At 74.6% G+C, this 11,853-nt stretch carries 10 protein-coding genes; 4 read left to right on the top strand and 6 right to left on the bottom strand.

The window, feature by feature from the left end; translation table 11 throughout:
- Positions 1-120 precede the first annotated feature (120 nt).
- Both LCD31_RS20365 and LCD31_RS20360 read right to left on the bottom strand, forming a co-directional pair.
- The gene (locus tag LCD31_RS20365) at positions 121-1,734 is read right to left on the bottom strand and encodes an amidohydrolase (protein ID WP_224960283.1); all 1,614 of its coding nucleotides are present in this window, start codon (positions 1,732-1,734) and stop codon (positions 121-123) included.
- 474 nt (positions 1,735-2,208) lie between these two features.
- Complete coding sequence (locus LCD31_RS20360) at positions 2,209-2,787, bottom strand: FxsA family protein (protein ID WP_224960282.1); 579 nt, start codon at positions 2,785-2,787, stop codon at positions 2,209-2,211.
- A 153-nt stretch (positions 2,788-2,940) separates the two neighbouring features.
- Here LCD31_RS20360 and LCD31_RS20355 point away from each other — a divergent pair, with 153 nt between their 5' ends.
- Positions 2,941-4,029, top strand: a complete 1,089-nt coding sequence (locus LCD31_RS20355) for a GDSL-type esterase/lipase family protein (RefSeq protein WP_224960281.1) — start codon at positions 2,941-2,943, stop codon at positions 4,027-4,029.
- Positions 4,030-4,062: 33 nt separating this feature from the next.
- Here LCD31_RS20355 and LCD31_RS20350 read toward each other — a convergent pair whose 3' ends face one another.
- Positions 4,063-4,557, bottom strand: coding sequence for a GtrA family protein (locus LCD31_RS20350; protein WP_224960279.1), 495 nt, complete (start codon positions 4,555-4,557; stop codon positions 4,063-4,065).
- A 173-nt stretch (positions 4,558-4,730) separates the two neighbouring features.
- On the opposite strand from LCD31_RS20350, the gene LCD31_RS20345 reads away from it, so the two are divergent.
- Complete coding sequence (locus LCD31_RS20345) at positions 4,731-7,016, top strand: glycoside hydrolase family 3 C-terminal domain-containing protein (protein WP_224960277.1); 2,286 nt, start codon at positions 4,731-4,733, stop codon at positions 7,014-7,016.
- 88 nt (positions 7,017-7,104) lie between these two features.
- Positions 7,105-7,311, top strand: coding sequence for a hypothetical protein (locus LCD31_RS20340; protein ID WP_224960275.1), 207 nt, complete (start codon positions 7,105-7,107; stop codon positions 7,309-7,311).
- Between the two features lie 271 nt (positions 7,312-7,582).
- Here LCD31_RS20340 and LCD31_RS20335 read toward each other — a convergent pair whose 3' ends face one another.
- From LCD31_RS20335 to LCD31_RS20325, 3 genes are all read right to left on the bottom strand, one after another.
- Entirely contained in the window at positions 7,583-8,905 is a 1,323-nt protein-coding gene (locus LCD31_RS20335; protein ID WP_374108100.1) for an arsenic transporter, read from the bottom strand.
- Between the two features lie 150 nt (positions 8,906-9,055).
- The gene (locus tag LCD31_RS20330) at positions 9,056-10,051 is read right to left on the bottom strand and encodes an iron-siderophore ABC transporter substrate-binding protein (RefSeq protein WP_224960271.1); all 996 of its coding nucleotides are present in this window, start codon (positions 10,049-10,051) and stop codon (positions 9,056-9,058) included.
- A 75-nt stretch (positions 10,052-10,126) separates the two neighbouring features.
- A complete protein-coding gene (locus tag LCD31_RS20325; RefSeq protein ID WP_224960269.1) occupies positions 10,127-11,122 on the bottom strand; it encodes a 2-hydroxyacid dehydrogenase in 996 nt (331 codons plus the stop codon).
- A gap of 213 nt (positions 11,123-11,335) precedes the next feature.
- On the opposite strand from LCD31_RS20325, the gene LCD31_RS20320 reads away from it, so the two are divergent.
- The gene (locus LCD31_RS20320; protein WP_224960267.1) at positions 11,336-11,788 is read left to right on the top strand and encodes a hotdog fold domain-containing protein; all 453 of its coding nucleotides are present in this window, start codon (positions 11,336-11,338) and stop codon (positions 11,786-11,788) included.
- Positions 11,789-11,853 lie beyond the last annotated feature (65 nt).

The following is an 11,853-nucleotide window of genomic DNA, read 5'->3' as shown; positions in this document are numbered from 1 at the left end:
CCACCACGCGGGGGCCCCGCCGGGGGTATCCCCCGGGCCCCCCCCCCCCCCGCCGGGCCCCCCCCCCCCCCCCGGGGCGCCCCCCCCCCCCGGGCCCCCGCGACGGGAGCCCGGTGGAGCTCAGTCCTCCTCGTCCGGGTCCCGGACGTAGAGGGTCCTGCCGCGCAGCACGGTGCGCTGGCAACGCGGCAGCGGCGCGCCCGGGCTCAGGTCCGGCAGCGGCGGCACGCCCGCGCGCGGATCCGTCGACCAGCGCTGCACCCGCGAATCCGGTGCGGTGACGACGAGATCGCCCGTCTCCCACACCGCGTAGGTCGCCGGAGCACCCGGCACCAGCGCGCCCGTCACCCCGTCGTCCACCCCGGCGGCCCGCCCGCCGCCGCGGGTGTGCGCGGTGAACGCGGCGCGCGGCGAGATGCCGAACCCGTCCGTGCGGTGGTGCACCGCGGCCCGCACCGCCGCCCACGGGTCCACCGGCGTCACCGGCGCGTCCGAACCGAAGGCGAGCACGATGCCGTTCGCCGCCAACGCCGAGAACGGGTTCAGCCGCGTCCCGCGCGGCACGCCGAGCCGCCTCGCGTACATGTCCGACGGCCCGCCCCAGGCGGCGTCGAACTGCGGCTGCACCGAGGCGACCACGCCGAAGGCGCCGAGTTCCGCGGCCTGCTCGGCGGTCACCATCTCCAGGTGCTCCAGCCGGTGCCGCATGCTCGCCAGCGCGGGCACGCCGAGCACCTTCGCCGCGCGGCGGAAGCCTTCGCAGGCCTCGGCGACCCCGGCGTCCCCTATCACGTGGAACCCGGCCTGCAGGCCCTGCCGGGTGCAGTCGACGAGGTGCTCGGCGACGGCCTCGGCGTCCAGGTACAGCACGCCCGAGGTCGTCGGATCGTCCGCGTAGGGCGCGCCGAGCGCCGCGGTGCGCGAACCGACCGCGCCGTCGACGAACAGGTCGCCGCCCAGCCCGCGCACGCCGAGCTCCCGCGCGGTCTCCAGGGCACCCAGCTCGCCCCAGTAGCCGACGACCTCCGGCACGTCCCCGCGAGCCGACAGCTCCAGCAGGTCCCGCAGGTCGTCCGCGCCGGAGATGTCCGGGCCCGCGCACTCGTGCACGGCCGCCACCCCGCAGGACGCCGCGTGCCGCAGGAACGCCAGCTGCGCCTCCCGGCGCTGCGCCAGGCCCAGCGATTCGCGGGCGGCGCTGCGCGCGTGGTGGTGCGAGACGCGGGTCAGCGGCCCGTCCGGGCTCCAGCCCTCGGTGTCCTTGGCCAGCGGGGCGCGCTCGATCAGCGCGCTGGAGACCAGCGCCGAGTGCACGTCGATCCGGGACAGGTAGACGGGCGCGCCGCCGCAGGCGTTGTCGATCTCCGCGCGGGACGGCGGGCGGCGCTCCGGCCACCAGGTCTCGTCCCAGCCGTGGCCCCAGACCAGCGCGCCCGGATGTTCCTCGACGTGGTCGCGCAGCGCGTGCAGGAATTCGGTCAGCGAAGCGCAGCCGGTCAGGTCCAGGCCGTTGATCAGCAGACCGGACGAGGTGGCGTGCACGTGCGCGTCGACGAACGCGGGGGCGACGAACGCCCCGCCGAGCTCGACGACCTCCGCCTCGGGATGCAGTGCACGGCCGACCCTGTCGGAACCGACCCAGGCGATGGTGCCATCGATGACGGCCATCGCGGTGGCGTCGGCATCGGCGGGCGAATGGATCCGGCCGCCGAGCAGCAACGTGGTCTCGGACATGTCCTGTGTTCCCTGTCCTGGGGATTCCCCCCGGCTTCGGCTTGCTGGCGGCGCAAGGCGTGACGAGCTGTTCCGCCCGGCCCCCGCGCGTCGGCGCGAGCCCCTCCGCTCCGGGTCGCACCGACCTGCTCGGTCGGCGGCGGACCGCGTCGGGTGGCTCGGCCGCCCGGTCCCCGTGTCCGCCCGCTCCGTCCGGAGCCGGGTGGATCACCTTACGCGGAGCACCGCGACCCCGGTGGATCGAGGTCCGCGCCGAGGTGAACCTCGCCATGCGCCACCGTGGGGGGGGGGGGGGGGGGGGGGGGGGGGGGGGGGGGGCGGGGGGGGGGGGGGGGGGGGGGGGGGGGCCGCGCGGCCCCCCCGGCCCCCCCCCCGGGGGGGGCGGGGGGGCCCCCCCCCCCCCCCCCCCCCCCCCACGATCGTTCGCCGAAGCTTACCCGCAGTGCTCGCACGAGCGGCGCCACGCCGGGCGGTTCACCGCGGCGAGCCGCCGTCCGGGCGCTCTGCCTGCGACGACGTTCCCAGCGGCGGGTGCTGGCGGGGGACGTCGTCCTCACTGACCGATACCACTTCACCGTCAATGACGTCCCCGTCACGGCTCCCCGCACCGCGCCCGGCACCGGGGGAACCCGCTCCCGGGAAGCCCGCGGGGAACCCGACGCCACCCGCGTGGGCCCAGAACCGCTGCTGCACCTGCTCGGCGTGGCGTTCGGCACGTCGAGCCAGCCGGCGGCGCACCAGCGCCCGCGTCGGCGGCAGCAGCAGCACCAGTCCCACGACGTCGCTGACGAACCCGGGCAGCGCGATCAGCAGGCCGCCCGCCACGACCAGCACCCCGTCCGCGACCTCCCGCTCCGGTGGCTTGCGCTGCATCGCGGCCTCGTTGAACGCCTGGAGGGAGCGGCGCCCTTCCCTGCGCAGCAGCCAGCTGCCGAGGAACGCGCCCCCGAACAGCAGTCCGATCGTGGGCAGCACGCCGATGGCGCTGCCGACCAGCACCAGCACGCTGATCTCCACGACGCCGATGGCCAGGAGCAGCAGGAGAATGGGCAAAACGACCTCCGGGACAAATCCGCCTCACCCCGTCCAACGCACGGGATGCCCGATTTTCTCCCGCGCGCCCGGACCGGTTTCCACGTGGTGTTGCGCTCACCACCGCCCGGTACCGGCCGTGGTCGCGCGCGGGTGCTCATAGACTGATCGGCGATGCGGGCGCACATGTCGAGATTCCTCGCACTGCTGGCGATCTGCGGCGTCCTGGCGCTCGCGGTCCTGGTCAGTGATCAGTACCTGCCGAGCCTGCCGCAGCAGCCCGAACGGCTGCCCGCCGCGGTGGTCACGCTCGGCGACAGCACGCTGTCCGGCGAGGGCGGCGGTCACTACGAGGCGGGCACCAACGGCGAGGGCGGCAACTGGTGCCACCGCTCCCCGGCGGCCCCGGTGCACCAGCTGCGGCTGCCGCCGGACGTGACGCGCATCAACCTGGCGTGCTCCGGCGCGCAGGCCGCGGCCATCGGGGCGGACGGCGACGCCGAGGGTTCCCAGGCCGCGCGGCTGGCCGAGCTGACCCAGCGGTTCCGGATCACCGACGTCGTGGTGCAGGTCGGCGCGAACGACGATCCCGCCTTCACCGACGTGGTGAACCGGTGCGTGGAGGCGTGGGCGACCCGGGTGCCCGGCGGCTGCGCCGAGCAGATGCGGGACCTGTGGCCGCAGCGGGTCGCGGCGATGCGGCCGAAGGTCGTGTCCGCGCTGCGCGAGGTGCGGGCCGCGATGGAGCGCTCCGGGTACACGCCCGCCGCCTACTCGCTGGTGGTGCAGTCCTACGCGTCGCCGGTGGGTCCGGACGTGGACCCGCGGCTGAACAACCTCTCCGGCTGCCCGTTCCAGACCGGTGACCTGGAATGGATCCGCGACACCGGGGTCCCGCAGCTGTCCGAGGGGCTGCGCGCGGCCGCCGACGAGGTGGGGGCGCGGTTCCTGGACCTGTCCCGCGCCGGGATCGGCCGGGAGGCCTGCACCGCGGACACCGCCGAGGACACCCCGGCCGGGCAGGTGCCCTCGCCACGGGACGGCGAGCAGGAGTGGTTCACCCGGCTCACCGTGGACTGGGGCAGCCTGCAGGACGACTACCGGGCGCCGCACGCGATGCAGGAGTCGTTCCACGCCAACGCGGCCGGGCACCGGGCCCTCGCCGGCTGCCTGAGCGAGTTCCTGGCGGGCACCGAGGAGCGGGCCGCCTGCGCGGCCGACGAGACGGGCGAACTGCACGCCGTGCCCGCCCCGCAGCCCTGATCCCGTGAACGCGACCGCCGTGCGCCGGACCGCTCAGGCCGCCGCCGGGATCGGGCGTCCCCCGGCCGGCCGGTGCCGGTCGCGGTGGAAGACCCAGAGGCGGAGCGCGGTGAACCGGGTGATGCCGCCCGCGACGCTCATCACCGCCACGGCGACCGCTTCGGCCACGCTGCCCGCATCGGCGTCGACCAGCCGCAGCAGGGCCAGCGCCGCGCTGCTGGAGACGCAGTAGAACAGGAACGTCGCCGCCGTCTGCAGGTGCATCCGCAGCCGCCGCTCCGGCAGCCCGGTGAACACGAAACGCCGGTGCAGCGCGCTGGAGCCGATCGTGGTCACCAGCAGCGCCAGCACGTTCGCGGGCCCGGTGGCGAAGGTGCCGCGCAGCAGCAGGTAGAGCAGCGCGTTCACCGCCGTCGTCGCTCCCCCGACCGCGGTGAACAGCACGGCCCGCCCGGTCGTGCCGCCGCGCAGCGCCGCGAGCGCCCGGCTGGTCCGCTCCGCCCACGACGGTCGTCGATCACCGCGCACCGCTCACCTCCGGCTCGGTCGCCCGCATCGATCGGTCTCGACGCTAGGTGAGCAGTGCGTCCGCCCGCGTTGAGGAACCTGGGAATAAGCTGGGAACCGGCGGACGGGGCGCTCGGACCCGCGCACGCGGTGGGACGATCTCGGCAGTACCGGAACCGTCGAGGGGAGTCGTGATGGCCGCAACACCGGAGACCGGAGTGGACGGAGCCGGCGACGTCGCGGGGCTGCTGCGCTCGCTGACGCTGGAGCAGAAGGTGGCGTTGCTGGACGGCACCGACTTCTGGCGCACCGAAGCGATCTCCGACGCGGACGTCCCGTCGATCATGCTCACCGACGGCCCGCACGGGCTGCGCAAGCAGCGCACCGGGGGCGATCACCTCGGGTTGGCCGACAGCGTGCCCGCGACCTGCTTCCCCACCGCAGCCGGACTCGCCGCCACCTGGAACGAGGAGCTGCTGCACGAGGTCGGGGCGGCGCTGGGCGCCGAGTGCCGCGCGGAGGACGTGGCGGTGCTGCTGGGCCCGGGCGTGAACATGAAGCGCAGCCCGTTGTGCGGCCGGAACTTCGAGTACTTCGCCGAGGACCCGCTGCTGGCCGGGCGGCTGGCGGCGGCGCTGGTGCGGGGCGTGCAGTCCCGCGGGGTGGGCACCTCGGTGAAGCACTTCGCGGTGAACAACCAGGAGACCGACCGGCTCACCGTCTCCGCCGAGGTGGACGAGCGGACCCTGCGCGAGATCTACCTGCCCGCGTTCGAGCACGTGGTGCGGGAGGCACGGCCGTGGACGGTGATGTGCTCCTACAACCGGATCAACGGGGTGCACGCGGCGGAGAACCGGTGGCTGCTGACCGAGCTGCTGCGCGAGGAGTGGGGCTTCGACGGCCTCGTCGTGTCGGACTGGGGCGCGGTGGGCGATCGGGCCGCGAGCCTGCGCGCCGGGCTCGACCTGGAGATGCCGTCGTCCGGTGGCGCCGGGAGCGCGGTGGTCCTGGCGGCGCTGCGGGCCGGGGAACTCGACGAGCGGGACGTGGACGCGGCCGCCGAGCGTGTGCTGCGCCTGGTGCGGCGGGCCACCACCGAGCTGCCCGCCGCGGACGGCTTCGACGCGGCCGAGCACCGAGCGCTGGCGGAGCGCGCCGCGGTGGAGAGCGCGGTGCTGCTCAAGAACGACGACGACGTCCTGCCGCTGGATCCGCCGCGGACCCGGGTGGCGGTGCTGGGCGAGTTCGCCCGCACCCCGCGCTACCAGGGCGCGGGCAGTTCGCAGGTGGTGCCGACGCAGCTGGACGACGCCCTCGGCGCGCTGCGCGGGGCCGGGTTCGCCGCGCTGGAGTTCGCGCCCGGCTACGAGGTGGCGGCCGAGGCCGCGGACCCCGAGCTGATCGCCGAGGCGGTGGAACGGGCCGCGGCGGCCGAGGTGGCGGTGCTGTTCCTCGGCCTGCCGCCCTCGGCCGAGTCCGAGGGCTACGACCGCGAGCACCTGTCGCTGCCCGAACCGCAGCTGCGGCTGCTGCGGGAGGTGGCGGCGGTGAACGAGCGCGTCGTGGTGGTGCTGGCCGGCGGCTCGGTGGTCACGGTCGCCGAGTGGGAGCGGCACGCGCAGGCGGTGCTGCACGGCTGGCTGCCCGGGCAGGCCGGCGGCCACGCGCTGGCCGCGCTGCTCACCGGGGCCGCGAACCCGTCGGGACGGCTGGCGGAGACGATCCCGGTGCGGCTGGCGCACAACCCGGCGACCGGCGCCTTCCCCGGCGAGCACGGGTCGGTGCGCTACGGCGAGGGACTGCTGATCGGCTACCGCTGGTACGACGCGCACGAGCTGCCGGTGAGCCACGAGTTCGGCGCGGGCCTGTCCTACACGACCTTCGAGCAGTCGGACCTGGCGGTCGAGGTGGTCGAGGACGGACCGGATCCGCGGGTGGTGGTCTCGCTCACCGTCACCAACACCGGTGCGCGCGCGGGGCAGGAGGTCGTGCAGCTCTACGTGGCCGACTCGCGCTGCTCGGTGTCCCGGCCGCAGCAGGAGCTCAAGGCGTTCGCCAAGGTCGCGCTGGAACCCGGCGCTGAGACCCGGGTGGTGCTGGAGCTGGACCGCCGCGCGTTCGCCTTCTGGCACACCCCGCTGGGCCGCTGGGTGGTGGAGGGCGGCGAGTTCGAGCTGCGCGCCGCGGCATCCTCGCGGGACGTCCGGCTGACCTCGACGATCCGGCTGGCCGGGGAGCCGGTGACCGACCCGCTGACCCCGCGGTCCGAGCTGGGTGCCTGGCTGGACCACCCGGTGGCGGGGGAGCTGCTGCGGGAGGCGCTGGCGGCGAGCCCGATGGCGGAGCTGGCGGCGGACCCGCAGCACGCGATGATGCTGCGCCCGTTCCCCGCGGACCGGATCACCCGCTTCCCCGGCGTCCCGCTGACGGTGGAGCAGCTGGAGCGCTGGGCGGAGACCGCGAACACCGCCCAGCGGTAGCCCTGCCACCCGGTGCCCGGCCGGGCCGGGCACCGGGGCGCCGCGCCCCGCATCGAGCCGGTTCCGGGGCGCCCGGCACACTGGGGGTGTGGAGACGGTGAAGAACGCGCGCCCCCGGCTGGAAGCCCCGTCGATCGCGGTGTGCGCGCACGTGGGCATCGGGGCGGACGACGCGGTGGCGCGGGCGGCCCGGGACCGGTTGGGCAACGCCGTGGCGAACTACCGGCGCCGCTGGACGACCGCGGACGGCGACCGCCCGGTGGAGAACCGACTCCTCCCCGGCGACTCCGCCTGACCTAGCAGTCGTCTTTCAACTGGATCTGCGGAGCACTCGGGTGGCGGAACCTCAGCTGTTCCCTCGCTGCGGGATCTTTTTCCCGAGTGGCTCCGCCACGAGGGAAAAAGCTGTCCTCGCGAGGGAACCGCTGAGAACCCGCTGGTGGTCGGTCTGGGTGCGTGGTCGTTGGCTCACCGGCTCCGCCGCCGACAGGACAGGGCACGGACCCGCCGGCCAGGTTCAGGGCAGGCAGTGCGGTTCCGCCACCCGACCCCGAAGCGCCTGAAGTTCACCCGACGACCAGCAGCCACGCCGCCAGCGCCAACAAGGTGGTCAGCAGCACGGGGATGGTCAGCACGATGCCGGTGCGGAAGTAGCGCCCCCACCCGACGTGCAGCCCCCGGCGGTCGAGCACGTGCAGCCACAGCAGCGTGGCGAGGCTCCCGATCGGCGTGATCTTCGGCCCCAGGTCGGAGCCGATCACGTTGGCGTACACCATGGCCTCGTGCGCCAGCCCGGTCGCACCCGCTCCCGCAATGGCCAGCGCCGCGATGAGCACGGTCGGCAGGTTGTTCATGACCGAGGCGAGCACGGCGACGACGACCCCGGTGCCGACGGCGGCGCTGAGCGCCCCGTGCGCGCCGAACCAGCCGAACAGCGCGGCGAGCTCCCGGGTGAGCCCCTGGTTGCGCAGCCCGTAGACGACCAGGTACATCCCGATGCTGAACAGCACGATCTGCCACGGCGCCTCGCGCACCACCGCGCCGACGGGGATCCGCCGCTCCCCCGCTCCGCGGTAGAGGGGGCCGGGCCACCGCGCCGCGACGGACAGCAGCACCACCGCGCCCGCGCCGATCACCGCGGACAGCGGGATCCCCAGCGGTTCGGCCGTGAAGTAGCCGATCAGCAGCAGCACCAGCACGACCCACCCGGCGCGGAAGGTGAGCCGGTCGCGGATCGCGGTGGCGGGTTCGGCGAGCTCGTCCAGCTCGTACTCGCGCGGGATGTCGCGGCGGAAGTACCACAGCAGCACCGCGAGGCTCGCGGCGACGGACACCAGCCCGACCGGCACCATCACCACCGCGTAGCGGGCGAACCCGATGCCGAAGAAGTCCGCGGACACGATGTTGACGAGGTTCGACACCACCAGCGGCAGGCTGCCGGTGTCGGCGACGAATCCGGTGGCGAGCGCGAACCCGAGGGCGGCGGCCGGGCTGAACCGCAGCGCCAGCACGATCTGCAGCACGATGGGCGTGAGGATGAGCGCGGCGCCGTCGTTGGCGAACACCGCCGAGATCGCCGCGCCGAGCAGCACCACGAGCACGAACAGCCGGCGCCCGCGCCCGCCGCCCCAGCGCGCCACGTGCAGCGCCGCCCACTCGAAGAAGCCGGACCCGTCGAGCAGCAGCGAGACGAGCACGATGGCGACGAACGCGAGCGTCGCGTTCCACACCAGCCCGACCACGGTGGGCACGTCGGAGAGCGCGACGACGCCGGTCAGCAGCGCGGCCGCCGCGCCGAGCAGGGCGCTCCACCCGATGCCGAGCCCGCCGGGACGCCGGACCACCAGTGCCAGGGTGAGCACGAAGATCAGCCCGGCGACCACCGTCATCATCAGTTCGACACTCCCGCGCGGCCGCGCTCCGCGCCGACCCGATCCGTCCCGTTCCGCCGGGGAGGTCCGCGCGGCCGCCGCCGCACGCCTACCCGCGGCGCCCGGAGCAGTACACCAGCTCGCCCGGGACCACCCGGGACCGGCCGGTCAGCGCCGCATGGCCGCCGCGAACAGCGGCACGACGCGGTCGAGGGCGTAGGAGGTGCCGACGACGGTGGCGCTGGCGAAGGACTGCGACACCACCTCGTCGGTGAACACCAGGTCCCGCCCGTCCCGCACCGACGGCACCGACCGGTACAGCGGGTCGTCGATGAGGTCCTGCGGGTCGTAGCCGATGGTGGTCATCACGGTCAGGTCCGCGTCGAGCAGGTCCAGCCGCTCGTTCGAGATCGGCACCGAGAACGCGCTGGTCGCCAGTTCCTCCACCCGCGGCGAGTTGCGGAAGCCGAGCGCGCGCATGAAGTCGACCCGGCTGGTGCCCGCCCGGTAGGCGCCGAAGCCGCGGACGGTGCGCGCGCCGACGACGTTGGTGGCGTCGACGAACTCGGGGTGTTCCTGCCTGGCCCGCGCGAACTTCGCGTCCAGGTCGGCGCGCAGCCGCTGCGCCTCCTGCTGCTTGCCGAGCGCGGTGCCGATCAGGTCGAGCTGCTGCTGCCAGGAGGTGGTGTACTGCTCGGCGCCGTCGGGGATGCTGACCACGGGCACGCCGAGCCCGGCGAGCTGGTCGTAGCGGTCCCGCGCGCCGCTGGCCCTGGTGTCCAGGATCAGGTCGGGGGCGAGTCCGGCGAGCCGTTCCATGTTCACTTCGAGGGTGCCGAGCATCGGCGGCGGCGCGGGTTCGTAGCGCTGCTGCACCCACTCCCCCAGTCCGTCGCCGCCGACGCCGAGCCAGTCCGCGGTGCCGACGGGCTGCACGCCGAGCGCGAGCGCGACCTCGGCGTCGCCCCAGCCGAGGGTGACGACCCGCTGCGGCCGCTTCGGGATGGTGACCTCACCGAAGGCGGTGGACACGGTGACCGGGTCCCACCCGTCGTCGCCGCCGGGCGCGGTCGGTGCGGTCGGTGCGGTCGAGCAGCCCGCGACGATCAGGAGCGCGCTGAGCAGGGCGGTGACGAGAGCGGCACCGCGAGGACGGGCAGGCATGGCAACTCCTCTGGACTTAACTTCGCCTACCCTAACTTCCTGATCAGCGCCGCCGTAGATGAAGGCGGTCACACGTCAGACGGTGATCACCACGTTGCGCAGCGGTTCCCCGGCGGCCAGCCGCCCGATGTTGGCGACGACGTCCCGCGCGCGCCCGGCGAAGGTCTGCCGGGTGAGCCCGGAGGAGTGCGGGGTCATCAGCACGTTGCCGAGTTCGTGGAAGGGCAGCGCGCTCGGGTGCTTCACCTCGCCGGGCGCCGGGTAGTCGTACCAGACGTCGATGGCCGCGCCGCCGATCACGCCGTCGCGCAGCGCCTCGTACAGCGCCCGTTCCTCGACGACGGGTCCGCGGCCGACGTTGACGAGCACCGCGTGCTCGCGCATCCGGGCGAGTTCGGCGGCGCCGATCAGCCCGGTGGTCTCCGCGGTCAGCGGGACGGAGAGCACCACGACGTCGGCCGTCTCCAGCAGCGCGTCCAGCCGGTCGATGGTGGCGGCCCACTCCAGCCCTCCGGCGGCGGCGTCCACGTCGCCGCGGCGGGTGACGGCGACGCCCGCGGCTTCGAAGGCCTGGAACCGCCGCCAGGTGAGCTGTCCGATGTGGCCGAAGCCGACGAAGCCGACGGTGGCGCCGGTGAGCGAGTCGAGCCACGGCGCCCGCTGGTCGTAGACCGGGGTGGCCCAGCGGCCTTCGCGCAGCGCCGCGTCCTGCACGCGCAGTTGGCGGCGGACGACGGTGGTCGCGGCGACGACGTGCTCGGCGATGGACTTCTCGTGGTGGAAGGTGTTCGCGACGACCGTCCCGGCGGGCAGCGCGCCGGTGGCGATGCCGTCGGTGCCCGCGCCCGCCGCGTGCACGAGCTTCAGCCGGGTGCCGTGCGCGGCGAGCTCGGCGGGGAGGTCGCCGGAGACGTAGACGTCGGCGTCGGCGATCGCGGCGCGCAGCGCGGCGTCGTCCTGCCGGTCGGGCCAGCGCGCGGTGGTGCCCGCGGGGAGTCCGGCGTCGATCTCGGCACGCAGCGGCAGCAGGTTGGTGTCGGCGATGACGACGTTCAGGCCGGGGGTGGTCATGCGGTCTCCTCACTGGCACCGAGGACGGTGCCGCTGCTCGGGCGGCGCGGTCATCTTCGCAGTCCAGCAGGGTTTTTCGGGCGAATGCGGACGAGGATCACGCGCGGCGCGGTCCGCTGTGGACGGTGGCGCGGGTTGACCGGAGGGCGCACCGGCACTTAGGTTACCGACGGGTAATATCACCGCGTTCCGCACACCTGGAGGAGATCGCCGATGCCCTCGACGCTGGAGCTGTGGCGCAGGCTCTCGCCCCGCCCGCTCGGGACCAGGCTGTTCTCCTGGGGCGTCTGCCTGCGCGCCCCGTACTTCCGCACGGTCCGCCCGCACGTCGTCCGGCTCGAACCGGGCCGGTGCGAGGTGCGGGCGAAGAAGCGCCGCGCGGTGCACAACCACCTCGGCACCTTCCACGCGATCGCCGCGTGCAACGTCGCCGAGATCGCCGCCGGGGTGCTCGCCGAGGCGAGCGTGCCCGCCACGCACCGCTGGATCCCGGTCGGGATGCAGGTGCGCTACGTGGCGAAGGCCGCGACCGACGTGCACGGCATCGCCGAGCTGGACCCGCTGCCGGAGGCCGGCGACGAACCGGCCGAGTGGGTGGTGCCGGTGCGCATCCTCGACACGGCGGGCACCCCGGTCGTCACCGCGGACATCACCGCTCGTCCATGAATGCCTCCGCAGTGGTGTGCAGGCACGGATTCATGCCGACGATCACACTGCTAGGAGCCCGGGTG

The organism is Saccharopolyspora sp. 6M, from assembly GCF_020176775.1.
GTDB classification, from domain to species: Bacteria; Actinomycetota; Actinomycetes; order Mycobacteriales; family Pseudonocardiaceae; genus Saccharopolyspora_C; species Saccharopolyspora_C gregorii.
This window is presented reverse-complemented; position numbering and strand designations above follow the sequence as displayed.

Coding starts and splice junctions, on each gene's coding strand:
- LCD31_RS20365 (WP_224960283.1), bottom strand. CDS start 1,734: ATGTCCGAGACCACGTTGCTGCTCGGCGGCCGGATCCATTCGCCCGCC.
- LCD31_RS20355 (WP_224960281.1), top strand. CDS start 2,941: ATGCGGGCGCACATGTCGAGATTCCTCGCACTGCTGGCGATCTGCGGC.
- LCD31_RS20345 (WP_224960277.1), top strand. CDS start 4,731: ATGGCCGCAACACCGGAGACCGGAGTGGACGGAGCCGGCGACGTCGCG.
- LCD31_RS20335 (WP_374108100.1), bottom strand. CDS start 8,905: ATGACGGTGGTCGCCGGGCTGATCTTCGTGCTCACCCTGGCACTGGTG.
- LCD31_RS20330 (WP_224960271.1), bottom strand. CDS start 10,051: ATGCCTGCCCGTCCTCGCGGTGCCGCTCTCGTCACCGCCCTGCTCAGC.
- LCD31_RS20325 (WP_224960269.1), bottom strand. CDS start 11,122: ATGACCACCCCCGGCCTGAACGTCGTCATCGCCGACACCAACCTGCTG.
- LCD31_RS20320 (WP_224960267.1), top strand. CDS start 11,336: ATGCCCTCGACGCTGGAGCTGTGGCGCAGGCTCTCGCCCCGCCCGCTC.